Annotated in this window: 25 protein-coding genes, 2 tRNA genes and 1 other RNA gene; 13 read left to right on the top strand and 15 right to left on the bottom strand. The window is 72.0% G+C overall.

The annotated features are described in order from the left end of the window. Nucleotides 1-3: 3 nt before the first annotated feature. The 3 genes from ACGFIA_RS12635 to ffs all read right to left on the bottom strand — a co-directional run bounded on the left by ACGFIA_RS12635 (nt 4) and on the right by ffs (nt 3,551). Nucleotides 4-312 (bottom strand): YbaB/EbfC family nucleoid-associated protein, encoded by a 309-nt coding sequence (locus ACGFIA_RS12635; protein ID WP_357389583.1) that lies wholly within the window; start codon nt 310-312, stop codon nt 4-6. Nucleotides 313-420: 108 nt separating this feature from the next. Beyond that, nucleotides 421-3,354 carry a DNA polymerase III subunit gamma and tau gene (locus tag ACGFIA_RS12630; RefSeq protein ID WP_357474446.1) on the bottom strand — a complete coding sequence of 978 codons (2,934 nt, stop codon included), beginning with the start codon at nt 3,352-3,354 and terminating at the stop codon, nt 421-423. A 107-nt stretch (nt 3,355-3,461) separates the two neighbouring features. Further along, an RNA gene (gene ffs / locus ACGFIA_RS12625) (signal recognition particle sRNA small type) lies at nt 3,462-3,551 on the bottom strand. Between the two features lie 81 nt (nt 3,552-3,632). Between ffs and ACGFIA_RS12620 the strand changes: the two genes are divergently transcribed. Then, nucleotides 3,633-3,717: transfer RNA gene (locus ACGFIA_RS12620), tRNA-Ser, on the top strand. 78 nt (nt 3,718-3,795) lie between these two features. Here ACGFIA_RS12620 and ACGFIA_RS12615 read toward each other — a convergent pair. The 3 genes from ACGFIA_RS12615 to ACGFIA_RS12605 all read right to left on the bottom strand — a co-directional run bounded on the left by ACGFIA_RS12615 (nt 3,796) and on the right by ACGFIA_RS12605 (nt 5,711). Further along, on the bottom strand, nt 3,796-4,047 hold the full coding sequence (locus ACGFIA_RS12615; protein WP_357389525.1) for a TM2 domain-containing protein: 252 nt from the start codon (nt 4,045-4,047) through the stop codon (nt 3,796-3,798). Between the two features lie 114 nt (nt 4,048-4,161). Beyond that, nucleotides 4,162-5,382 (bottom strand): RNA polymerase sigma factor, encoded by a 1,221-nt coding sequence (locus ACGFIA_RS12610; RefSeq protein ID WP_393259897.1) that lies wholly within the window; start codon nt 5,380-5,382, stop codon nt 4,162-4,164. After that, a complete protein-coding gene (locus ACGFIA_RS12605) occupies nt 5,379-5,711 on the bottom strand; it encodes a YciI family protein (RefSeq protein ID WP_357389529.1) in 333 nt (110 codons plus the stop codon). Before ACGFIA_RS12605 ends, ACGFIA_RS12610 begins: the two co-directional genes overlap by 4 nt. A 1,037-nt stretch (nt 5,712-6,748) precedes the next feature. Between ACGFIA_RS12605 and ACGFIA_RS12600 the strand changes: the two genes are divergently transcribed. From ACGFIA_RS12600 to ACGFIA_RS12575, 6 genes are all read left to right on the top strand, one after another. Beyond that, nucleotides 6,749-7,246 carry a hypothetical protein gene (locus tag ACGFIA_RS12600; RefSeq protein ID WP_357479297.1) on the top strand — a complete coding sequence of 166 codons (498 nt, stop codon included), beginning with the start codon at nt 6,749-6,751 and terminating at the stop codon, nt 7,244-7,246. Between the two features lie 21 nt (nt 7,247-7,267). Then, nucleotides 7,268-7,780: an NUDIX hydrolase gene (locus ACGFIA_RS12595; protein ID WP_357389533.1), complete on the top strand. Its 513-nt coding sequence runs from the start codon at nt 7,268-7,270 to the stop codon at nt 7,778-7,780. Nucleotides 7,781-7,831: 51 nt separating this feature from the next. Beyond that, the gene (locus tag ACGFIA_RS12590; RefSeq protein ID WP_357389535.1) at nt 7,832-8,446 is read left to right on the top strand and encodes a hypothetical protein; all 615 of its coding nucleotides are present in this window, start codon (nt 7,832-7,834) and stop codon (nt 8,444-8,446) included. Next, complete coding sequence (locus ACGFIA_RS12585; protein WP_357474464.1) at nt 8,443-8,964, top strand: hypothetical protein; 522 nt, start codon at nt 8,443-8,445, stop codon at nt 8,962-8,964. The genes ACGFIA_RS12590 and ACGFIA_RS12585 overlap by 4 nt, the downstream gene beginning before the upstream one ends. Before the next feature lie 86 nt (nt 8,965-9,050). Then, the gene (locus ACGFIA_RS12580; protein ID WP_357474467.1) at nt 9,051-9,662 is read left to right on the top strand and encodes a permease-like cell division protein FtsX; all 612 of its coding nucleotides are present in this window, start codon (nt 9,051-9,053) and stop codon (nt 9,660-9,662) included. Then, nucleotides 9,659-10,243 (top strand): SigE family RNA polymerase sigma factor, encoded by a 585-nt coding sequence (locus ACGFIA_RS12575; protein ID WP_357474470.1) that lies wholly within the window; start codon nt 9,659-9,661, stop codon nt 10,241-10,243. The genes ACGFIA_RS12580 and ACGFIA_RS12575 overlap by 4 nt, the downstream gene beginning before the upstream one ends. A 64-nt stretch (nt 10,244-10,307) precedes the next feature. Here the strand turns inward: ACGFIA_RS12575 and ACGFIA_RS12570 are convergent. Continuing rightward, nucleotides 10,308-10,394, bottom strand: a tRNA-Ser gene (locus ACGFIA_RS12570). 75 nt (nt 10,395-10,469) lie between these two features. Between ACGFIA_RS12570 and deoD the strand changes: the two genes are divergently transcribed. From deoD to ACGFIA_RS12555, 3 genes are all read left to right on the top strand, one after another. Next, a complete protein-coding gene (deoD, locus tag ACGFIA_RS12565) occupies nt 10,470-11,177 on the top strand; it encodes a purine-nucleoside phosphorylase (protein WP_357389543.1) in 708 nt (235 codons plus the stop codon). 112 nt (nt 11,178-11,289) lie between these two features. Beyond that, entirely contained in the window at nt 11,290-11,928 is a 639-nt protein-coding gene (locus ACGFIA_RS12560; RefSeq protein ID WP_357389545.1) for a TetR/AcrR family transcriptional regulator, read from the top strand. Continuing rightward, complete coding sequence (locus ACGFIA_RS12555) at nt 11,925-12,392, top strand: thioesterase family protein (RefSeq protein WP_357389547.1); 468 nt, start codon at nt 11,925-11,927, stop codon at nt 12,390-12,392. The genes ACGFIA_RS12560 and ACGFIA_RS12555 overlap by 4 nt, the downstream gene beginning before the upstream one ends. 11 nt (nt 12,393-12,403) lie before the next feature. Here ACGFIA_RS12555 and ACGFIA_RS12550 read toward each other — a convergent pair whose 3' ends face one another. The 4 genes from ACGFIA_RS12550 to ACGFIA_RS12535 all read right to left on the bottom strand — a co-directional run bounded on the left by ACGFIA_RS12550 (nt 12,404) and on the right by ACGFIA_RS12535 (nt 14,202). Beyond that, on the bottom strand, nt 12,404-12,868 hold the full coding sequence (locus tag ACGFIA_RS12550; protein ID WP_357389585.1) for a nucleoside deaminase: 465 nt from the start codon (nt 12,866-12,868) through the stop codon (nt 12,404-12,406). A 148-nt stretch (nt 12,869-13,016) separates the two neighbouring features. Further along, a complete protein-coding gene (locus ACGFIA_RS12545; RefSeq protein ID WP_357389549.1) occupies nt 13,017-13,541 on the bottom strand; it encodes a tRNA adenosine deaminase-associated protein in 525 nt (174 codons plus the stop codon). A 121-nt stretch (nt 13,542-13,662) separates the two neighbouring features. Next, nucleotides 13,663-13,833 carry a hypothetical protein gene (locus tag ACGFIA_RS12540; RefSeq protein ID WP_018786529.1) on the bottom strand — a complete coding sequence of 57 codons (171 nt, stop codon included), beginning with the start codon at nt 13,831-13,833 and terminating at the stop codon, nt 13,663-13,665. 72 nt (nt 13,834-13,905) lie between these two features. Next, complete coding sequence (locus ACGFIA_RS12535; protein WP_357389587.1) at nt 13,906-14,202, bottom strand: hypothetical protein; 297 nt, start codon at nt 14,200-14,202, stop codon at nt 13,906-13,908. Nucleotides 14,203-14,373: 171 nt separating this feature from the next. Between ACGFIA_RS12535 and ACGFIA_RS12530 the strand changes: the two genes are divergently transcribed. Then, on the top strand, nt 14,374-15,117 hold the full coding sequence (locus ACGFIA_RS12530) for a M23 family metallopeptidase (RefSeq protein ID WP_357389551.1): 744 nt from the start codon (nt 14,374-14,376) through the stop codon (nt 15,115-15,117). 48 nt (nt 15,118-15,165) lie between these two features. Beyond that, nucleotides 15,166-16,236, top strand: coding sequence for a PHP domain-containing protein (locus ACGFIA_RS12525; protein WP_357479290.1), 1,071 nt, complete (start codon nt 15,166-15,168; stop codon nt 16,234-16,236). Between the two features lie 3 nt (nt 16,237-16,239). Here ACGFIA_RS12525 and ACGFIA_RS12520 read toward each other — a convergent pair whose 3' ends face one another. Next, the gene (locus tag ACGFIA_RS12520; RefSeq protein WP_393259888.1) at nt 16,240-17,214 is read right to left on the bottom strand and encodes a DMT family transporter; all 975 of its coding nucleotides are present in this window, start codon (nt 17,212-17,214) and stop codon (nt 16,240-16,242) included. Between the two features lie 73 nt (nt 17,215-17,287). Between ACGFIA_RS12520 and ACGFIA_RS12515 the strand changes: the two genes are divergently transcribed. After that, nucleotides 17,288-18,958 (top strand): DUF885 domain-containing protein, encoded by a 1,671-nt coding sequence (locus ACGFIA_RS12515; protein ID WP_357474485.1) that lies wholly within the window; start codon nt 17,288-17,290, stop codon nt 18,956-18,958. Nucleotides 18,959-19,003: 45 nt separating this feature from the next. On the opposite strand, the gene ACGFIA_RS12510 is transcribed toward ACGFIA_RS12515, so the two are convergent. The 3 genes from ACGFIA_RS12510 to ACGFIA_RS12500 all read right to left on the bottom strand — a co-directional run bounded on the left by ACGFIA_RS12510 (nt 19,004) and on the right by ACGFIA_RS12500 (nt 22,809). Then, on the bottom strand, nt 19,004-20,563 hold the full coding sequence (locus ACGFIA_RS12510) for a DUF6114 domain-containing protein (protein WP_357474488.1): 1,560 nt from the start codon (nt 20,561-20,563) through the stop codon (nt 19,004-19,006). 77 nt (nt 20,564-20,640) lie between these two features. Next, a complete protein-coding gene (locus tag ACGFIA_RS12505) occupies nt 20,641-21,264 on the bottom strand; it encodes a DUF6230 family protein (protein WP_357389561.1) in 624 nt (207 codons plus the stop codon). A 393-nt stretch (nt 21,265-21,657) separates the two neighbouring features. After that, nucleotides 21,658-22,809 (bottom strand): porin PorA family protein, encoded by a 1,152-nt coding sequence (locus ACGFIA_RS12500; protein ID WP_357389563.1) that lies wholly within the window; start codon nt 22,807-22,809, stop codon nt 21,658-21,660. Nucleotides 22,810-22,909: the final 100 nt, after the last annotated feature.

Here is a 22,909-nt window from a genome sequence, read left to right as displayed (position 1 = left end):
GGCTCAGAACCCGGACAGGCCGAGGCCGCCCATGCCGCCCGCGACCGGGCCCATCTTCTTCTCGGTCAGCTCGCGGGCCGCCTCGGCGGCGTTGTGCACCGCGGCGACCACCAGGTCCTCCAGCGTCTCGACGTCCTCCGGGTCGACCGCCTTCGGGTCGATCCTGATCGCCTTCAGCTCACCGGTGCCGGCGACCGTCGCGGTGACCAGGCCGCCGCCGGCGGTGCCGGTCAGCTCCGCCTCGGCCAGCTCGGCCTGGGCCTTGGCGATCTGCTGCTGCATCTTCTGCGCCTGCTTCAGCATCTGCTGCATGTTCGGCTGTCCACCTGGGCGCACGGACCGCTCCTTCTTCCACTCGTCTGCTCGGCCGCGCCCAGCCTAGTCGGGCCACGGCACCGCTGAATCGCGGTCGACGCGCGCTCAGCGCGCGTCCACCTCGTCGATCTTCTCCGCGCCGAACGTCTCGCGCAGCAGCTGCACCGCCTGCTCCTCGCTCGACTGCCGTGCCGTCCGCTCGTCGATCACTTCGTCAAGCGGCTCGTCACCCGGATCGAAACCCTCGTAGGCGGGCGCCGCCACCGCCGCGCCACCGCCCCGCACCGGGCCGTCGAAGTCCGGGTCGTAGGGCGGCTCGCCCGCCCACTCGGCATCGGCCGTCTTCCGCGCCGGCTGCGCCGCGCGCGGTCCCTTGCCGGGACCACCGCCCGCGGCGGCCGCCGCCGCTGCCGCACGCGCCGCCGCGATGGCGCTGTTCTTCGCCCCACCGCCCGCGGATCGCGGCCCACCGGCGGGTGCCGGCACCGTCGCGGGTGCCGCCGGCTCGGGTACGACGACAGGCGCGGTGGCGGTCGCCGTGCCCCCGCCCGGACGGGCCGCCGCCGGCCAGTCCCCCCCGTCGCCGGTGCTCGCCGAGGCGGTGCCGGTGGTCGAGGCCGTGCCGCCGGGGCGGGCCGGCTCCGGCCAGTCGTCCTCGCCGGCATGGTCCACGGCAGGGGTCGCCATCGGCCGGGGCGAGGCATCAGGCGATCCCGCGCCGGCACGACCCGCCGCTCCCCCGGCCTGGCTTCCCGCACCTCGGTTGCCGGTGGCCGGGTCGCCTGTGTCTCGGCTACCGGTGGTGCTGCCCGGGCCGGACACCGGCTGTCCCGGGGCGCCACCGGCCGCATCACGTCCGGCGACGCTGGAGTCCGGGCGACCGGGCGCGGCGTGGACCGAACCCGGGCGGCCCGGGCCGGTGTCGGAGCCGGGACGGTTCGGTCCCGCGTCGGCTACGGCCGAGCGGCCGTCAGCGGTGCCTGCCGCCCCGGAGTCCGGGCGACCGGACGCGGTGTCGGACGCCGGGCGGGTCGGGGCGCTGTCGGACGCGCTGCGGGCCGGTGCGGCGTCGGCCTGCGCGCGACTCGCTCCGGACGGGCGGGACGGGCCACCGAGCGAGGCCGCGCCGCGCTCGCCGGCCACCTCGCAGCGGATCTGCCAGCGCCCGCCCAGCTCCTCGTAGAGCGCGTCGGTCAGCACTGCGGCGTGGTCGGCCATCATCTTCGCCAGCACCGTCGACTTCACGGTCAGCACCAGCGTGTCGCCGTCCAGGTCGCGTACCACCGCGTCACGCATCAGCGCGGCGATCCGCTTGTTGCTCCGGTTGACCTTGCCGACCACCTCGGACCAGACCCGGCGCACGGCGACCGCGTCGAGCGCGCCGGGATTCGCCGCGCCGGGGCGGGGCGGTTCGGGCGTGGCCGGGTCGGGCATCACCGCGGACGGCGGTACCGGGCGTCGGGCAGCGGCCGGACCGGAGGTCGTCGAGCCGGCGGCGGCCGGCGCCGGAAATCCGGCGTCCGTGCCGGGGTGAACTCCGGCGGGCGCTTCGGTCGCCAGGGCGGGACGCGGGCCGGACTCGGCAGCGGCCGCGCCGGAGTCGGCTGTCGCACCGGCCGGGGCGGGACGGGAGCCGGTAGCCCCGGCGGCAGAGGCGGGACGGGAGCCGGGTGCGGTGCTCCGGGCGCCTACCGCAGCCGCGGCGGCGGCCCGTGCGGCGGCGGCCCCGGTCGGGGCACCGGCAGCCGCCGGCGTGCCGGCGGTGTCCGGCTGGATCGCGGCGGCAGCCGCGCCCGGGGCGGGAGCCGCTTGGCGTACCCCAGGGGTCTGGGTGGGGTGCGCGGAGCCGGCGGCGGCCGGCGGCAGCTCGGCGCCCCCGAGCGTCAGCCGGCGCTCCATCCGTTCCAGGCGCTGGAGCAGGCCGCCGGAGGAGTCGTCAGCGCCGGGCAGGAGCATTCGCGCGCAGATCAGCTCCAGCAGCAGCCGGGGCGCCGTGGTGCCGCGCATCTCGACCAGGCCGTTGTGCACGATGTCGGCGCAACGGGACAGCGTCGCCGGGCCGAGGCGCTGCGCCTGGGCGGCCATCCGCTCGATCTGGTCGGCCGGGCCGTCGATGAGGCCCCTGGCGGCGGCGTCCGGCACCTGCTGCAGGACGATCAGGTCGCGGAGGCGTTCCAGCAGGTCGGAGGCGAAGCGACGCGAGTCGTGCCCGGCCTCGGCGACCCGGTCGACGGTGGCGTACGCGGCGGCGCCGTCACCGGCGGCGAGCGCGTCGCACATCTCGTCGATCAGCGCGGCGTCGGTGACCCCGAGCAGCGCGGCGGCCCGGGCGTAGTCGACGCCCTCCGGGCCGGCGCCCGCGATGAGCTGGTCGAGCACGGAGAGGCTGTCGCGCATGCTGCCCCCGCCGGCGCGCACCACCAGCGGGAAGACCGCCGGCTCGACCTTGACGCCCTCCGCCTCGCAGAGCTGCTCCAGATAGGGGCGGACCACCTTCGGCGGGAACAGCCGGAACGGGTAGTGGTGGGTCCGCGACTTGATCGTGCCGAGGACCTTCTCCGGTTCGGTGGTGGCGAAGATGAACTTGACGTATTCCGGGGGCTCCTCGACCAGCTTGAGCAGCGCGTTGAAGCCGGCCGACGAGACCATGTGCGCCTCGTCGATGATGTAGATCTTGAAGCGACTGCGGGCCGGGGCGAAGAACGCCTTCTCGCGTAGCTCACGGGCGTCGTCCACACCACCGTGGCTGGCCGCGTCGATCTCGATCACGTCGATCGAGCCGCCACCGTCGGGAGCCAGCCCGCGGCACGAGTCACACTGCCCGCACGGCTCGGGGGTGGGGCCCTGCTCGCAGTTGAGGGAGCGGGCCAGGATCCGGGCGCTGGAGGTCTTGCCGCAGCCCCGCGGACCGGAGAAGAGGTAGGCGTGGTTGAGCCGCCCGCTGCGCAGCGCCTGCGACAGCGGCTCGGTGACCTGCTCCTGGCCGATCATCTCGGCGAACGTTCGCGGCCGGTACTTGCGGTAAAGGGCCAGTGCCACCCGTCCCGCCTCCTCTCGACCGAGCCATTCTGCGCCGGTCGGCCCCGGGTGACCACCCACCACCCCGTGACCCGACCCGCAGCGACGTTACCCGGCCCGGGAGACAGAAAGGCCTCCCGTGCACCCGGCAGAGCTCGCTTATCCTTGCTGCCTTCCGGCCCTGGGGAGGTTCACGAGGTACCGCCGCACGGGAGGTGACGCCAAGCCTACCCGAAGGGTTGTGGATCTTCCGGGAGGGTGGGGTGGCCCGTCGTCGCGGGACCTGTATCCTGGCTCGCGGAGGATTCGCCTAGAGGCCTAGGGCGCACGCTTGGAAAGCGTGTTGGGTTCACACCCTCACGAGTTCGAATCTCGTATCCTCCGCTCTCTTGAGCAGCACGAACGGAAGGGCCGGCCCCGTCAGGGACCGGCCCTTCCGTTCTGTCTGCGATCGATTTCGTTTCAGCGGATTCCGACGGCGAGCTGCGTGTTGACCTGACGCACCTGACTCGGCAGCGTGAACAGGTCAACCAGCACTCCGACGAACAGGAGGCCACCGGTGAACAGGTAGAGCAGGCCCCGGCCCGTCTTTCCGAGGTAGAACTGGTGAACGCCGAAGACGCCCAGCAGCAGCCAGAACAGGTAGGCGAGGCCCAGCGACTTCTGGCGAACCTGCACGAGTACCGGCTGGGGCGCGGCAGCTCCCTGAGACATATCAGCTCCTAAAGTAGGCATGGTGGCGGGCTCGGGTCGCACCGATGCACACGACGCTAACCGTGAAGATCAACGACAGGGTGGTCCCGCCCTTCCGGAGCTCGTCGGCGCGCCTCAGCTGCCGCCCAACTGGTCCCGTCGCCGCCTCAGGTACGCCGTCTCCGCGCTGTTCCCCGCCGACTCGATCGCCCGGTCGTACGCCACCCGCGCCTCGGTGCCACGGCCGAGCCGGCGCAGCAGCTCGGCGCGCGTGGCGTGGTACGCGTGGTAACCCTCCAGCGGAAGCCCGTCCACCTCGGCCAGCGCCACCTGTGGCCCGTCCAGTTCGGCGACCGCCACCGCCCGGTTGAGCCGTACGACCGGCGACGGGTCGACGCGTACCAGATGGTCGTAGAGCGCGGCGACCTGCGACCAGTCGGTGTCCCGCGCGTCGCGGGCGTCGGTGTGGACGGCGTTTATCGCGGCGAGGATCTGATAGCGGCCCGGCGGCCGGCCGGCGGCGATGCACGCCCTGACCAGGGCGTGCCCCTCGGCGATGAGTGCGCGGTCCCAGGCGCTGCGGTCCTGCTCGGCGAGGACGACGAGTTCGCCTGTCGCGGAGACGCGGGCGGGCCGGCGGGCCTCGGTGAGCAGCATCAACGCCAGGAGGCCGGTGGCCTCGTGGTCGTCGGGCAGCAGCGTACGGACGAGCCGGGCGAGCCGGATCGCCTCGGCGGTCAGGTCGGCGCGCACCGCCTCCTCGCCCGGGTCGGAGGCAAGGTAGCCCTCGTTGAAGATCAGGTAGAGCACGGCGAGCACGCCGGTGACCCGGGCCGGCAGGTCCTCACGCGACGGCACACGGTACCGGATCCCGGCCGCCTTGATCTTCGTCTTGGCCCTGGTGATCCGCCTGCTCATGGCGGCCTCCTGGACCAGATAGGCCCGCGCGATCTCCGGCACTGTCAGCCCGCCGACCAGGCGCAGCGTCAACGCCACCCGCGCCTGGACGGCCAGCGCCGGGTGGCAGCAGGTGAAGATCAGGCGAAGGCGGTCGTCGTCGATGACACCGAGCGGTTCCGGGGCGTCGGCCAGCATCAGCGCCTCCCGGTGCTTGTCCTCCCGCCGGCTCTCGCGCCGGATCCGGTCGACGGCCCTGCGGTACGCGGTGGTGGTGAGCCACGCGCCGGGGTTCGGCGGTACGCCGTCGGCCGACCAGCGCTCGACGGCGGCGGCGAACGCCTCGGCTGTCATCTCCTCCGCGACGTCGAGGTCACCGATGCGCCGGGCGAGCGTGGCGACGACCCGGGCCCACTCCTCGCGGTGGACCCGGGTGAGCGCCTCGCCGACGTCTGTCACGCGCCCAGGAACGGCCGCAGCTCGACCCGCCTGTTGCACCGCTCCGAGGCCAGCGCGGCGAGCGGCAGCGCCACGTCGAAGTCCGGCGCCTCGATGATCCAGAACCCGCCGACGTACTCCTTCGTCTCCAGGTACGGCCCGTCGGTGAGCAGCGGACTCCCGCCCCGCGCATCAACGACGGTGGCCGTCTCCGGCGCCGCGAGCCCACCGGCGAAGACCCAGTGGCCGTCGGCTCGCAACCGCTCGTTGAACTCACCGATCGCGGCCATCTCCGCGTCGGTGGCCGAGCCGGTCGTGTCGTCGAGTACGGAGATCAGGTACTGCGCCATCGGTTCCTCTTTCGCTCTGGTCGGCCGCCGACCGGGCCGCCGTCACCCCGGCTACGAACACCGCCACCCCGATCCGACAGCCTCCGAGGAGGTCGATCACACAATCCTCGTACGTGGCACGTCAAAGCTCTCGTCCTAGTCATGACCGGTTATGCGTTGCATGTATAACCGAAAGTCACTGAGCGGGTTGAATAAGTGAGTGATCGCGGAATCGAGGCCGAGCAGGTGTGCGCGTTGCGGCGCCAACCTGGCTGCCGACAACGACTCGGGACGGTGCGCTCCCTGTCAGCGAGCGGAGCGGGACCGCATCGTCGCTGCTCCCGACGTTCCACCCAGCTTCTGGTCCCATGAACCGCTTCGCCATGCGCTTGCGGATCGGCACCTCGGTCGCGTTGTCCGCGCCTACCGTCACCATCCCTATCACGGGCGACAGCCGCTGCCGCAGGCCACGGTCGCCGGCTGGTTCGGGATTACGCAGGCGCAACTGAGCCGCATCGAGAACGGACCGGCGGTGGTGCACCTCGACCGACTGGCGCACTGGGTCCGCGTGCTGCGGATACCCGCGCATACCTTGTGGTTCCGACTACCGGCCGCGCCAGGCGACACCTCCGTGCCAGCCGATGTCGTGGAGGTGGGTCCTCAACTGATCCGCGCACTCCGGTCCGCAGATCGTCAGGTTGGCGGCAAGAACCTCTACAGCACTGTGCTGGCGCACCTCGCCACCTTCTCCAGGCCGACAGGTCGTCCTCCTGCCATGTCCTCGCAGGTGCTCATGGCGACCGCTGCCCTGCACGAGATGGCCGGTTGGATGGCACACGATTCCGTGACAGCACGACGAGTAGACGGCACTTCCTTGACGCCTTGGCGCTCGCCGTCGACAGCAGAGATGCGCTGCTGGTGGCGCAGGTGCACGGAAGCCTGAGCCACCTCGCCTGCCACGGTGGAAACGCGGGGGCCGCGATCTCACATGCCAGCGACGGGCTCGCGGCCGTCGCCCAAGAGGACGCCGGTGCTCTGATACGCGCCGTCTTCTTGCCTTGCAGGCGCGCGGTCTCGCCGCAGCGGGTCTCACCGCCGACTGCCACGCTTCCCTTCAGCGGGCCGAGTCCGCCTTCGCGGAGGCGGCACCTGCACCCACCGAATGGCTGAGTCCATTCGACCGCACCTCGTTCGATATCGAGTCGGCACGTTGCCTGCTTCGCCTCGGTGACGTCACGGCCGCTCTTCGCATCCTCAACGGCAGCGTCGCCGAGCGGCCGGGCGGCCGGGTGCGGAGTCAGGCGCTCGCCCGGATGCTCCTGGCCACCGCGCTCGTCGGGCAGGCCCGGATCGAGGAGGCGTGCGACCTGACACATCAGACCGTCGATCTCACCCATGGTCTGGGCTCGGCCGTCGTCCTCGACCAGCTCAGACATCTCGCACTGCTTTTGCGGTCGCATGCCGTCCGGTGCCCGGACGTGCCACAGCTTCTGGACCGGCTTCGCGACGCCATCTGGGAGCGGAGATGGGTGGCGCTGCCGCTGCCGACGGGGTGAGGACGGCTGACAATCGTCGGTATGGCCGACGAGCGTCCCCTGTACGAGCGAGATCCGGCAGCCTGGCAGGCCCACCTCGCCGAGGGCAACGCGCGGCAGCCCCGGAAGCGGGTGGGAGCCGACGTACTGCTGCGCAACGGTGACGGCGACGTCCTGTTGGTGGATCCGCGCTACAAGCCGGACTGGGACCTGCCGGGCGGCATGGCGGAGGCGAACGAGCCGCCGCACCTGGCCGCCGAGCGGGAGGTACGCGAGGAGTTGGGTCTCGAACTGCGCGTCGGACCGTTGCTGGTGGTGGACTGGGTGGCACCGCACGGCCCGTGGGACGACAGCCTGATGTTCATCTTCGACGGCGGCGCACTGCCGCCCGCCGAGCCGTTGAAACCGGCTGACGGCGAACTGGCCGACGCTCGATTCGTTGCGCTCGCTGATGCGCAGGCGTTGCTTCGCCCGTACGTTTGGCATCGGCTGCGTCACGCGGTGGCCGCGCTGAGCGACGGACGCCCGAGGTACCTGACCAACGGAATCACCTGAAGCCGTCGTACACATGTTCCATCCACAGCCTGTGGACGCCGAGAGGACCGGATGAGTTACCAGCTCAGCGCCGTGGTCGCCGACGTCGAGTTGCTGCGCGAGCAGACCGCCGACCTGGACCACGCGGTGCTCGCCGCGCTCCGCCAGGACTTCGCGCTGCTGCCTGTCACCCCGCAACTGGTGCAGGAACTGACCGGCGGCCTGCCGGACTACGCCACCGACGAGCCGCACGCCGAGCGTCCGTTCCGTCTGGTGCTCTCGCCGCCACTGGCGGAGGTGCTTGCGCGCTGGTCGAGGAGCGGCCCGGTGGCGTACCTGGAGGCGGAGTTCGCGGGCGGGCTCGGCCACCAGTCGGCGGTGGTCTGGCTGGGTGGCGAGGTGAGCTGGGGTCCGCGATACGACGCCGCGCTGGACCGGCCGCGTACCGAGTGGCCGATCAACACCGCGCTGGCCCGGCTGGGCGCGGAGCCGGGCGCGTGGATCGACCCGTTCGCCGAGCTGGGCCTGCATCTGGAGCGTGACACGGACGGCTGGCTGGCGCACGGCCGCCGCGGACTGTCCGCCGACTACTGGGACGAGCTGGCCGAGGAGTGGGAACTACGCCAATCCGACCAGCACCAGCAACCTCATCGCCCCGGTCCCGTTGGTGACTGGGGGATTGCATGAAACTACGACAATTCGGCTTTATTGCCGCACTGCTTGTTGCCGCGTCCGCAGCCGGCAGCGGCGTTCATCCACAGTGGGCCACCCGCCCGGTCGGCGCGGCCCAGGTGGTCGGCCTGGACGGACTGCGCAACGCCGGGTTCGGCGACACCGAGGCGGACCTGACCCGGCGCGGTGTGCTGCGCGCCGACGAGGCGGCCTGCGGGCCCGCGCTGGTCGGGCACGGTTCGGTCAGCCCGATCTTCGTCGACGACCGGCTCGTCCTGCTCTGGCTCGACGACCCGATGAGCACACCCGAGGGCATCAGCGCCGGCTCCCCGGTGGGCGAGGCCCGCGCCGCGTACCCCGGCGCCGTCGACCTGCCGGCGCCGCCGGGCAGTCACCGCTTCGCCGGGCTGCTCGCCCGCGACGGCGACCGCGCGTACCTGTTCCTGCACGACGGCGTCACCGTCCGGGAGATCATCGCCGGGTACGCGGACTGGGCCCGCCGCCTCTTCGACGAGGGCTACGGCCCCTGCTGACCCGACCCGCCAAAACTCCGGTGTGACCGATACGGCGACTCGACCGGTCTCTTGGAGAGGACGTCGTCGGACACCGGGAGCGAGCTGTGGACCAGAAACTGCATGTGCTCTTCGAGCGGGCACTCGGGGTGGAACCCGCACCCCTGACCGGGGAACTGGCCCGGGAGGCCATGGCCGGGGGCACCGCGCTGCGGCGCAGGCGCCGGCTGGTCACGGGAGGCGCGGCGACCGGTCTCCTCGCGGTCGCCGCCGTCGTGGTCGGGCTGAACCTGACGCCGGCACCGAGGGAACCGGCACCGCCGGTGGTGGCGGCCGGCGCACTGATGCCCTCCGCCGGCTCCACCTGTGAGCGGCAGTGGGGTGACGAGCCGGTCGACATCCGCGTCTTCCTGCGGCGGGAGATCACCGATCGGCAGCGCCTCGACCTGCGTGACGCGCTCCGATCGGATCCGATCGTGCGGAACGTGACGTTCCAGAGCCGGGACGAGGCGTACGCCAGATTCAAGGAGATGTACCGGAACAGCCCGGACCTGGTCGACGCGGTCACACCGGAACAGATGCCCGAGTCCTTCGAGGTCACAGTGACGAAGGCGAGGGACTACTCCCGCCTGGTGGCGAACTTCCACGACCGGGACGGCGTCGATCAGATCCTGGGCGGTCCGTGCCCGGCGCGCTCCGGGTCCGGGGAGGGTGAGTGACCAGCGGGCAGATCGACGTACGCGCGACACCGTCCGTCGAACGCCCGGCCGGTCCGCTGGCCCGGTGGAGCGCCGCCCGCAGGCGTGAGCGCAGCACCCGGGACGACGACTTCAGCGCGTTCGTCGCGGCGACCGCACCCCGGCTGAGACGCATCGCCTACCTCATGTGCCGGGACTGGCACCTCGCCCAGGATCTGACCCAGATCACGTTCACCCGGATGTACGCCTCGTGGACCCGGATCCGGCACACCGCGAACCTCGACGCGTACAGCCGCCGGGTGCTCATGAACGCCGTCTTCGACCAGCGGAACCGGCGCAGCGGCACCGAGGTGGTCTGCGCCGACCTGCCCGAGCGGCCGGAACCGGCGGCGGCGACGGACCTGCACGTCGCGTTGATGACCGCACTGGCGACGCTGCCGATCCGGGACCAGGCGATAGTGGTGCTGCGGCACTGGGAGGACCAGAGCGTCGCCACCGTCGCCAAGATCCTCGGCATCTCCGCGTCGGCGGTGAAGATGCGGGACGCCCGGGCGTTGGGCCGGATCCGCGCATTGCTCGGCGACGACTTCACCGGGAGTTGACCCGGAACGCGGAAAGCCCGGTGCGATCCTCGCGGATCGACCGGGCTTTCTCGCTGTTCACGAGCGGTGGCGGCGGGATTTGAACCCGCGGAGGGCGTAAACCCTCACACGCTTTCGAGGCGTGCTCCTTAGGCCACTCGGACACGCCACCGCCGACGAGGGTACAGGACCGCCGGGTTGGACGCCGAACCGGTATCCCTCGGCCCGGCCTGGCAGGATCTTTGCCATGAGTACGCACATCGGCGCTGAGCCGGGAGAGATCGCCGAGCGGGTCCTGATGCCGGGCGACCCGCTGCGGGCCAAGTGGATCGCGGAGACCTACCTGGAGGGGGCCCGCTGCTACACGACGGTGCGCGGCATGCTGGGCTTCACCGGCCGGTGGAACGGTGTCGACGTGTCCGTCCAGGGTTCCGGCATGGGTATGCCGTCCGCCTCGATCTACGCGCACGAGCTGGTCAACGAGTACGGCGTGAAGTCGCTGATCCGGGTCGGCTCCTGTGGCGCGCTGACCGAGGACCTGCAGCTGCGGGACGTGGTGGCGGCGATCGGGTCGTCGACCGACTCGAACATGAACCGGATGCGCTTCGACGGGCTGATCGACTACGCCCCGGTGGCCGACTTCGGGTTGCTGCGTACCTCGGTCGAGGTGGCCGAGCGGCGCGGCATCAGCATGCGGGTGGGGCCGATCCTGGCGGCGGACGCCTTCTACACGGACCGGCCGGACCTGTACGACCGGCTCGCCGACTACGGCGTGCTGGCGGTGGAGATGGAGTCGGCGGCGCTCTACACGATCGCGGCGCGCTACAAGGCCCGCGCGCTGACCATCCTGACCGTCAGCGACCACATCAAGACCGGCGAGAAGACCACGTCGCAGGAGCGCGAGCAGACGTTCGGCCAGATGGTCGAGATCGCGCTGGACACCATCATCGCCTGACCTGATCGACCCCGGACCGCCCCGTCGCCGCAAGGTGGCGGGGCGGTCGCGCGTTACCGTCGTCACAAAAATAAATACGACCGGTCGTGCTTGTTTCCTCTAGGCTGATCGCATGACCTCCGACGGCCGCGTCGCCCGTGGCGACCGCACCCGCACCGCGGTGCTGGACACCGCGGTGGCGCTGGCGACCGAGGTCGGCCTGCACGGTCTGTCCCTGGCCCAGCTCGCCGACCGGCTGGAGGTGAGCAAGTCCGGTCTCTTCGCGCACTGGCGCTCCAAGGAGGCGCTGCAACTCGCCACAGTCGACCGGGCCGTGGCGCAGTGGCAGGAGATGATCGTCGCCCCCGCCCTGCGGGCACCCCGGGGCGTACGCCGGCTGCACGCGCTGCACGAGGCCCGGATCGAGTTCTACGCCGCCCGGGTGCTGCCCGGCGGCTGCTTCTTCGCCAACACCGAGTTCGAGTACAACGCCCGCCCCGGCCCGGTCCGGGACCGGCTCGCCGACGCGTTGTCCCGGTGGACCGCACTGCTGGAGCGCCTCGTCCAGGAGGCGGTCGACCTCGGCGAGCTCCCCGCCGACCTGGACGTGCCGCTGCTCGCGTACGAGATCGACGCGCTGGGGATCAGCGCGGTGATGCGGTCCCGGCTGCTCGACCCGGACGCCTCCTACCGGCACGCCCGCCAGGGCCTGCTGAACCGGTTGCGGGCGCTCTGCCCGGATCCGGCCCTGCTACCGGAAGGCCAGTCATGAGCCACACCACCGCCGACCTGCCGGTCGCCGAGTTCGGGCACGTCGAGCACGTGCCGGTGCACTTCGACGATCTGGACGCGATGGGCATCCTGCACAACGCGCGCTACGCCGTGCTGCTGGAACGCGCGCTGACGCCCTACTGGGCGGAGCGGGGCGTCGCCTTCCGGGGCGACGTGCACGCGACACCCGACGTGTTCCACGCCGTCCGGGAGTTCACCATCACCTATCGGGCGCCGGTCATCGGCGTCGGCGCGGTGGCTGTGCACTTCTGGCTGGAGCACTTCGGCGCCAGCAGCGCCCGCTACGCCTTCGAGTTCCGCTCGACCGACGGCGCCACAGTGCACGCCACCGGCACCCGGTCGATCGTCCGGCTCGACCCCGCCACGCTGCGCCCGACCGCCTGGACCGAGGTCGCCCAGGGGGTGGCCGCGACGCTGCTGCGCCCCGCGCCGGCAAGCGCCTGAGCCGAGAACTCTCAGCGGAAGAACGCGCGCAGCAACGCCGCGCTCTCGCGTTCCAGCACGCCGCCGTACACCTCGGGGCGGTGCGTGACGCGGCGGTCGCGCAACACGTCCCAGAGCGACCCGACGGCGCCCGTCTTGGGTTCCCAGGCGCCGAACACCACTGTCGAGACGCGGGCCAGCGCGATCGCCCCGGCGCACATGGTGCACGGTTCGAGCGTCACCACGAGCGTGCAGTCGTCCAGCCGCCAGCGGCCCAGCCGCCGCGCGGCCCGGCGCAACGCCAGCACCTCGGCGTGCGCCGTCGGGTCGCCGGTCAGCTCCCGCTCGTTGCGGCCGACCGCCAGTTCGGCGCCGTCGGGGCCGTAGAGCACCGCGCCGACCGGCACGTCGTCGGCGTCGCGGTCGGCCGCCGGGCCGGTCACCGCGATCTCAAGGGCACGGCGCATCCACAGCTCGTGCCGCTGCCGGCGGCCGATCGCGCCCGGGTCGGCGAGCGCCTCGTCCGCGCCGGGACCGGCACGCCCGGCCCGGCCGGGGGTGGGCTGCCCCGGGCGTACGGTCTCCAGCGCCGGATCGGTCGCGTCGGCCGGTTCGGCGGCGCCGGGCGTCAGGGACTCCCCGGGCTCAGACCTCACGCAGCTCCTCGACCTCGTCCACACAGCCCAGTACCTGGCAGATCTCGGATGTCACATCGGCCGGCATGGAGCCCTCGTGCGCGCAGAGCGCCAGCAGCTTCTGCGCCGGGATGCCCAGGTCGGCGAGGAGGTCCGCGTCGCCCACCGGGTCGGCCTCCGGGTCCACAGCGGGTTGTTCGGTCTCGTCGTCGCCGCCGGAGGCGCGCGGCTCGTCGACCTCCTCCAGCCCGGTCACCGAGGTCTTCAGGTCACCGACGAGCAGCGCGCCCAGCCGGGACTCCTCCGCGTACGCCGAGTCCGAGCCGAAGACCCGCAGGTCCTCTCCCTCGTCCAGGCGCAGGAGGACCAGGTACGTGTCGTCGGCCTCGACGAACAGCAGCGACAGGTCGGCGTCCGGCTCGACGTCGCGCAGCCGGTCGGCGACCTCCTCGATGTCGGTGACGCCCCGCAGGCTCACCTCACCGGCGGTCCAGCCGCCGTCGACGCGCGCCACGGCAGCAGCGAAGTACGACACGGTCCCCCCAAATTGGCTCAGCAGCATGCCGACACGTCACGCGATGCACGTTAACCGGTCGGGTCGGCGGGCGAGCGGTCAACGCCCCGGATGAACCGGCCGTTCTGAGAGAGAAAGCTGGTCAGCCGACGACGCGCCGGCGGGTGGCGATGAGTTGGCGCAGCCGCTCGGTGCGGGCCCGCTGCGGCCGCTGGCGCTGCTGTACCGCACGGGCACCGGCCAACTCGGCGAGGAGTTGCAGGCGACGGCGGCTCCGATCGGGGTCGAGCCGCGGCGGTGTGGTCCAGGCCATACCGCGAGGGTGGACCGTCCTCGTGCGTACGTCAAGGTGGCCTTCGCTACGCAGCGAGACCGGCACCGAAGGTCACCAGAGCGGCCAGTCTCCGGTCTGCGCCCACCTGGTCACGACTATCGCCGCGGCGATGCTCCAGCCACCCGCGGTGACGATCGCCACGCCGGTCGCCACCCCCCGGTCGCCGTGACGGACCAGCACCGCGGCGGCCACCCACGCCAGACCGCCGGCCAGCAGCGTCCACCAGGCGTAGCCGGCCACGCCGCCGCCGAACAGCCCGAACAGCAGCAGCCAGGCGAACGCGACGAGCGCGCCGACCGCCACGCCGGTGCCGGTGACCGGGTACGGCTCGCGGTAGCTGGGCCGCATCGACGTGTGCGACGGGAACAGCCCCGAGGGCGTACGCGGTGGCGGGAACGCCCCCGGACCGGTCCCCTCGGGTCCGCCGTGCCATCCGTGCGTCACCGCCGCCCCCTCTCCGGACCATCGGTCCCGCGTTCGGCTTTCGTCCCTACGGTAGTGGTCTGTCAGGATGACCGGATGCGCTCGCCATCGATCGGACGCCGCACGCTGCCGGCGTACCCGGTAGTGCTGCTCGTGGCGGCGCTCGCCGCCGGGTGCGGCACCCCGGCCGGGCGTGCCGACAGGTGGCAGGAGCCGAGCCCGGTGGTGACCGCCGCGCAGCCCGCCGACCCGACGGCGCCGCCGGTCGGCTCCTCGTCCGCCGCGCCGTCGCCGTCGCGCGCCGACGTGAAGCGGGTCTTCCCGGTACGGGCCGGCGACGTCGACTACCACCCGACGCACGGCGGCTACCCGGGCACCGACGTGTTCGCCGACTGCGGGGAACCGGTGGTGGCGGTCACCGACGGCGTGGTGCTGGAGGTGAGCCGCGTCGACCGGTTCGACAGGCGCGGGCCGCTGGGCCCGAACAACGGCGGGCTCTCCGTGTCGCTGCTCGGCGACGACGGCGTGCGCTACTACGGCTCGCACCTGAGCGCGATCACCGTCGGCGTGGACGCCGGGGTGCGGGTGCGTGCCGGGCAGCAGCTCGGCGAGGTGGGCCGTACGGGCAACGCGAACAACGTCTGCCACCTGCACTTCGGGCTCTCCCCGAAGTGCACCGGCGCCGACGACTGGTGGATCCGCCGGGGCGTGGTCTGGCCGGCGCCGTACCTGAACTCCTGGCGCAAGGGCGGCAACCGCTCGCCGGTCGCCGAGATCACCGCCTGGCAGCGCAAGCACGGCTGCCCGGCCGCGCCCGGCCGGCCCACCAGCGGCGGCTGACGATGCGGGGCCACCCGCCGGACGGCGTGAGCGCGTAGGTTCCAGGACATGACTGCCCGGGATCCCCTCGCCGACCTGCGCCGGATCGCGTTCCTGCTGGAACGGGCCAACGAGGCCACATACCGGGTCCGGGCGTTCCGGTCGGCGGCCAAGACGCTCGGCGCGCTGCCCGCCACGGAGGTGGCCGAGCGGGCCCGCACCGGCAAGCTGACCGAGCTGTCCGGCGTCGGTGACGTCACCGCCCGCTGCGTGGCCGAGTCGCTGGCCGGCGAGGAACCGGTCTATCTGCGCCGGCTGATGGCGACCGAGGGCACCGACCTGGACGAGGCGGCGGCGAAGCTGCGGGACGCGCTGCGCGGCGACTGCCACACCCACTCGGACTGGTCCGACGGCGGCTCACCGATCGAGGAGATGGCGCTGGCCGCGGTCGAGCTGGGCCACGAGTACATGGTGCTCACCGACCACTCGCCCCGGCTCACAGTGGCCCGGGGCCTGACCGCCGAGCGGCTGCGCAAGCAGCTCGACCACGTCGCCGCCGTCAACGAGGCGCTGCCGAAGGGCTTCCGCATCCTCACCGGCATCGAGGTGGACATCCTCGCCGACGGCTCGCTCGACCAGGACGAGGAGCTGCTGGCCCGCCTGGACGTGGTGGTCGGCTCGGTGCACAGCGGCCTGAACGACGACCGGGCGAAGATGACCCGCCGGATGCTGACCGCGATCGCGAACCCGCACCTGGACATCCTCGGTCACTGCACCGGCCGGATGGTCTCCTCCCGGCCCGCCGGGGTGACCGGGCCCGGCGACCGGGGGCACCGGGCGCGTACCCGCAAGGAGAGCGACTTCGACGCGGACGCCGTCTTCGCCGCCTGCGCAGAGCACGACGTGGCCGTCGAGATCAACTCCCGGCCGGAGCGGCAGGACCCGCCGAAGCGGCTGATCCGCCTCGCGCTGGAGGCCGGGTGCCGGTTCGCCATCGACACCGACGCGCACGCCCCGGGTCAGCTCGACTGGCAGCGTTTCGGCTGCGAGCGGGCCGCGCTGTGCGGCGTACCGGCGAAGCGGGTGGTGAACACCTGGACCGCCGACCGCCTGGTGAAGTGGACCGCCGGCCGGAGCTGAGGGTCAGCCCCGGGTGGCCGGTTCGGCGGCGGGGACGGCGGGCGCCACCGCCTCCGGGCGACGGCGGCGCCGCCCGAACAGGCCCTGCGCGACAGCCACGCCGACGAGCACCACGAACGCGCCCACAGGCTGGTGCCAGTTCATCCGCTCGCCCAGCACCACCGCGCCGACGAGCACCGCGAACACCGGGACCAGGTATGTCACTGTGGACGCCGTGCTCGCCCCGGCCAGCCGGATGTTGCGCATGTTGATGACGAAGGCGAGGCCGGTGCCGAGCGCGCCGAGCGCCAGCACGCTCGCGACCACGCGCGGGGAGAGGCCGGTCGGCGACGGCGGCGTCCCGGCGAACGGCGCGACCAGCGCGAGCTGCGCGGTAGCCACCAGCAGCTGGGCCGCCGACAGCGACAGCCCGGAGTACGCACTACCCGCGACGAACCTCTTCTGGTAAGGAATGGCCAGCCCGTAACAGGCCGCCGCGCCGAAGCACATGAGCTGGCCGACGAAGTGGGCGCCGCCGACGCCCTCCCAGACGCCGAGCACCACGAGCACACCGGCGAAGCCCAGCCCCAGCCCGACCGCCCGCCGGGTGGTGAGCCGCTCGGTGCGGAACACCAGCACCGCCAGCGGCAGCACGATCAGCGGTGTGGTGGCGTTCCAGATGCCGGCGAGCATCGACTCGACCCGCTGCTCGCCGTAGCCGAACAGCGTGAACGGCACGGCGACGCCGAACGCGGCCACCACGAGCATGTGCGCCCAGACCCGGAGGTCGCGGGGCAGCCGGTCGCGCAGCACGGCCAGCACCACGAGCAGCGTCAGCGCGCCGGTGGCCACCCGGTAGAGGGTGAGGTGCACGGGGTGCAGCTCGGTCACGCCGACCTTGATGAACAGGAAACTGGAACCCCAGATGGCGGCGAGCGCGACGAAGCCGGGCAACCAGGCCCGCACCGGTGCCCGGTCAGGAGTGATCTCGACGTTCACCCCTGACACTCTGCCGCAGGGGTACGACGAAGTCGCGCGGTATTCCGGATGCGCGGTCACGTAGGGTCGCCTCGTGGGACGAATCGATGACCTCGCCAACCGGTACGTGGCCGAGTGGGCCCCGCTGAGCCCGACCGGTGCCACCTACGTCGGCATCGCCGGCTACGACGACCAGCTCGACGACCTGTCGCCCGAGGGCTACGCGGCGCGTGCCGAGCTGGCCCGCCGTACGCTCGGCGAACTCGACGTGACCGAGCCGGAGACCGAGGCGGAGCGGACCGCCCAGGAGGCCATGCAGGAGCGCCTCGGCCTGGAGCTGGCCCGCCACGACGCGGGCGAGACCGGCAGCGAGGTCAACGTGATCTCCAGCGGCCTGCACGAGATCCGGATGGTCTTCGACCTCATGCCGACCGACGGCGAGGAGGCCCGGGCGAACGTGGCCGCCCGGCTCAACCGCTTCGCGTCCACACTGGACGGCTACAAGCGCACGCTGCGCGAGGCCGCCGCCGCGGGCCGGGTCAGCTCACAGGTGCAGCTCGTCGAGGTCGCCAAGCAGTGCGACGTGTGGGTCGACCCGGAGGGCGACAACTTCTTCCACGGGCTGGTCGAGCGGCTCGACGCCGACGGCGCGCTCGGCGCGGAGCTGCGCAAGGGCGCCGCCGCCGCGACCGCCGCCACCGCCGAGTTCGGGCAGTTCCTGCGCACCGAGCTGGCGCCGGCCGGGCGGGAGAAGCAGGCCGCCGGGCGGGAACGCTACGAACTGGCCTCCCAGTACTTCCTCGGCGCGACTGTCGATCTGGACGAGACGTACGCCTGGGGCTTCGCGGAGCTGGCCCGGCTGGAGGCCGAGATGCGGGCGGTGGCCGCGCGCATCGCCGGTCGCGGCGCGTCGATCGACGACGCGGTACGCGTGCTCGACGCCGACCCGGCGCGGACGGTACGCGGCAAGGAGGCGTTCCGGGACTGGATGCAGGCGCTCGCCGACCAGGCGGTCAGCGACCTGAACGGCACCCACTTCGACATCCCCGAGCAGGTACGCCGGATCGAGTGCTGCCTCGCGCCGACGAGCGACGGCGCGATCTACTACACCGGGCCGAGCGAGGACTTCTCCCGGCCGGGGCGGATGTGGTGGGCGGTGCCGCAGGGCATCACCGACTTCTCCACCTGGCGCGAGGTGACCACCGTCTACCACGAGGGCGTGCCGGGTCACCACCTCCAGGTCGCCCAGACGGCCGTCCGGGCCGACCTGCTCAACCGCTGGCAGCGGCTGCTGTGCTGGGTCTCCGGGCACGGCGAGGGCTGGGCGCTCTACTCCGAGCGGCTGATGGACGAGCTGGGCTACCTCGCCGACCCCGGTGACCGGCTCGGCATGCTCGACGGGCAGGCGCTGCGCGCGGCCCGGGTCATCGTGGACATCGGCATGCACCTGGAGCTGGAGATCCCGAAGGACAACCCGTTCGGCTTCCACCCGGGCGAGCGGTGGACGCCGGAGCTGGGCTGGGAGTTCATGCGCGCGCACTGCCGGGTGCCGGACGAGAACCTGCGCTTCGAGCTGAACCGCTACCTGGGCTGGCCCGGTCAGGCGCCGTCGTACAAGGTGGGCGAGCGGATCTGGTTGCAGGCCCGGGAGGACGCGAAGGCGCGCAAGGGCGCCGACTTCGATCTCAAGGAGTTCCACCGCCAGGCACTCGACCTGGGCTCGCTGGGACTGGACCCGCTGCGCAAGGCGCTGGCCCGGCTCTGAGCCGGTGGCGGGCGCCGGCGATGACTATCGCCGGCACCCGTCCGGTCAGGCGCCGAGCGTCAGCCGCAACGTGGGCCGTCCGGTGAGCGTGTCGCTGGTGACGTACGCCAGGTCGATGACCGGGTCGGTGAACGTCACCGGGATGGGCAGCGTGACCGGCAGGCCGTCCGGGAACGGCAGGTCCGGGGTGAGCGTCAGCTTGATGCCGGCGAGCTTGCCGACGAACCGGGTGCAGTAGAACGCGACGTCGTCGCGGACCGTGAGCCGGTCGGTCGCGTACCGCTGGGTGCGGCCGCGCGGGCCGTCGGCGACCAGCAGGAAGTCGTCGGTCACGGCTTCCTTCATGCTGAACTTCAGCACCTTGAGCGCGCCCCGCTCGGTCTGCAGGTCGGTGATCCCCTCGAACCGCAGCCCGGTCATCGTCACCTTGGTGCCGGTGAGCTTCGACGGCGTCTGGGCCACCTTCGGCAGGCTCGGGTCGGCGGCGATCCGCGGCAGCGGCTTGCCCGGTTCCACTTTGCCGGGCTTCGCCGGGTCCACCTTGCCGGGCTTGTCCGGCGCCGGGCAGTCAGCCGATCCGGGCCGGGTCGACGGCTTGCTCGTCGGGGCCGCCGATCCGCTCGCGGTCGGTGTGGGCGAGGGCGTCTCGCTCTTCTTGCTGCTGCCCTTGAACAGGTCACCGATCCCGTCGAAGAAGTCGGTGATGATGTTGCCCTCCCGCGTCGGGCTCGCACTCGGCGACGGGGTGGGCGTCGCCGTGGGCGCGCTCGCGCCGGGCGCCGGCGTGGCGGGCTTCGACGGGCAGGCGCTCGCGGCGGGCTTGTTCGGGGCGGCCTGCACCGCCCTCGGCTGTACGGCCAGGCCTGCGGTGGCGAGGCCGAGCACCACGAGGACGATGCCGAAGGCGCGCGGGTCCGCAGAGCGGCCCGCCCACTCCGGCGGACCGCCGTCGGATCCGGCGGGCTTCCCGTTCACCGACTGCCGAGGGACCGGCCGCTCCCCGCCCGGCCACTCGGCAGTCGGCTGCTCGACGGCCGGTCGTACTCCGGCCGGCACCTCGACTGTCGGCCGCTCGTCCGCGGCTGGTTCGTCCACCGGCTGCGCGTCCACGACGGTGTCGGGCTCGGCGTCGGTTCCGGCGGCGCGCTCGTCGTCGGTCTCGGCGGCGGACTCCTCCGCGCCGGCGGCGGACTCCTCCGTGCCGGGAGCGGCCGGACGGGCCGGCACCCAGGCGAAGGCGAGGGCGCTGCCCACGATGCCGAACAGCAGGCCGAGGAAGAAGCCGCCGAGGTTGAGCCCGATCAGCGAGTAGATGGTGGTGATCGCGGCGACGATCGAGTAGAACAGCCGCTGCGCCGGGCTGAGCCAGAGCAGCACGCCGCAGGTCACCAGGATGGCCGGGATCAGCAGGGCGAGCAGGCCGGTGGCTCCGCTGCTGAAGCTCAGTCCGTTGAGGGTCAACCGGGTGGAGGCGAGCATCTCCACCCCGGCCAGGATGATGAACAGGCCACCCCAGAACGGCCGGCTCCGCTGCCAGCGGCGGAAGGTCCGCCACGCCCGGGCCGCGGTGCCGGTCCGGGTGTGGGACGGGTCGACGGTTGTCACGTACTCCTCCTGGCGGAGCGGGAACGGGAACGGTGGGGCGGGCCCGCGGTGGTCGGCCACCGCGGGCCGTGCTCAGCTCAGAAGCACTCCTTGCCCTTGGCGTCGTCACCCACGTTGACCTTGAGCCGGAGCCCGACCAGGTTGAACGTCGAGGAGGTGGTGTAGCGGGAGACCTGCTTCAGGTCGCGGATGGTCACCCGGTCGGAGTTCTGGCCGAAGGAGCCCCGCTGCGCCGTCGGGTTGAGGTCGCTGGCGTCGCGGCCGATCTGGATGTTCGTGAAGGTCGCGTTGCCCTCGAGCGAGTCCATCGCGATCACGAGGTCCTTGGCCCGGGCCGGGTCCTTGCCGTCACCGGCGTTGATGGTGAGCACCACCGGCAGGCCGGGCAGGTCGGCGCGGACGGACTGGCAGAGCTTGTACAGCTCGGCGCTGCTGATCTCGGCCATCGCGACCGGGTGCGTCGCGCCGGCCTTGCCGTTCTCGCCCTTCTCGCGGACGATGCCGCCGTACTGCTTGAAGCCCTCACCCTCCAGGCGGTCGGCGCCGATCTTGAACGTCTGCCCGGACACGGTGATGTCGGAGGCGATGGCGCCGGTCGACATGCCGAACAGGATGGCACCGGCGGCGGCCGTGGTGGGCACGATCATGGCGGCGAAGCGCCGCCACCGGGTACGACCCTGGTTGTCGAGCCGATTCTGCACGGGTTCCTCCTCGAACGAATGTGCGCGGCGGCCGGTGGGGAACCGGTGGCACGCGCTGGACCCGCCCCTCTGTTACCGACGGGTAACGATCGAGCCTGATCGTGCACCCGATGCGGTGTAGCTCACAACCCCCCGATTACCGGGCGGTAATACGGGGCCAGGAGCGCGAGGTGACCCGGCGTCACGAAACGCCAGCCCAGGCGGGACGTCCGGGGCGGCATCTCGTCTCAAAACCGGCATAGATGACGGTGAAAGCGACGGAAAGTTACCGGACATCCGCCAGTTACAATCGAGTAACAAATGTAAAGTAGCTTCGCCCGCATGGGAGATCTCCACGACGGAGGGGTGGGCCGCTGTGCGGCCCACCCCTCCGTCGTGCTTCCGGCGTACCGGTCAGCGGCGCTCCACGTCGCCGGCGCCCGAACGCTGGGCCGGCACCTCGTCGGACCGCCAGTTCGTCGACGCCGGCGGGATCTCGTCGTCGAGCGGGCCACCCACGGGCTGCTGGTCCACCCGCGTCGCCGTCGGGTCGGAGGTCGGCGGGTCCGCCCGGTGCCGGGCGCTGCCGTCGCTCTTGGGCCGCGTCACCAGCCACACGCCCGCGATGAGGGCGATCAGGCCGAGCACACCGGCGATGATCGGGCCCCAGAGGCTGATCATGCCGATCTTGAAACGGTTGTCCTTCACCGTCTCGACGCTGCGGCTGATCGTGGCGTCGTTGTAGTTGAAGTCCGCGTCCAGCAGCACGGTCGGGGTGCCGGTGTCCGGGCGCAGCTCCTTGTACTGCTGCTCACGCACCTTGATGTAGGCGCCGGTCACCGGGTCGACCCAGAGCGTCCGGGTGTTGCTGTAGACGACCTGCCCACTGGTCGCGCTGGGCGCGAACTTGCCCAGCAGGGTCTTGACGCTGTCCGCCGGGGTGTTCAGCGGCTCGTTCTCGATCCGCTGCACGAAGCGGTACGTCTCGACGCCCTTGATCTTCTCCGTACCGGTGAACCGCGCCGGGTACGTCTTCTTCAGGTCGCGGTCGAACACCTGGTAGTCACGCTTGCCGGTGCCGAACGGGAACTTGTAGATCTGGCCGGAGTAACGCACGTTGCCGACCGGGGCCTGCTCCGCCCCGGACTCGTTGAGCCACTGCTCGTCCCACGGCGCCGCCGCACCCGAGATCCGGTACAGCGCCAGCTCGGTGCTGTACTGGCTGATCACGTCCTGGTTGTCGCTGCGCTTGACCGTCTGGTAGACGTTCCAGATGACCGCGTCGCCCTTCAGCTCCTTGGGCACGCGGTCCTTGGTGTCCTCCGGCTGCGGGATGACCTCGATGCTGGACACGAGATCGGCCTGCGGCACGTCGATGCTTACCGCGCCGTTCTCCGACTTGATCTGTAGGAACTTCGCGCCCTTCGCCTCGGCGACGGACGTCGTTGGTTCCAGGTCATAGGGCAGCTTGGTCACAGCGGGGGCCACGTAGAACGGCAGCCCAGCCGCGAAGACCAGCAACAAGACACCTAGCCCGAAGAGCGCGGCGCCCACGCGAAGCTTCACTCATCCTCCTGTAACCTGCCGCCCTACGGTCTGTCGTCCGGGGCACCCGATCCTTAGCATTGGCGGGAGGTTACTCCCCAGTCACCTGCAAAAGCGACCC

This window comes from Micromonospora sp. NPDC049203 (assembly GCF_043197215.1).
Classification (GTDB): Bacteria; Actinomycetota; Actinomycetes; order Mycobacteriales; family Micromonosporaceae; genus Micromonospora.
This window is presented reverse-complemented; position numbering and strand designations above follow the sequence as displayed.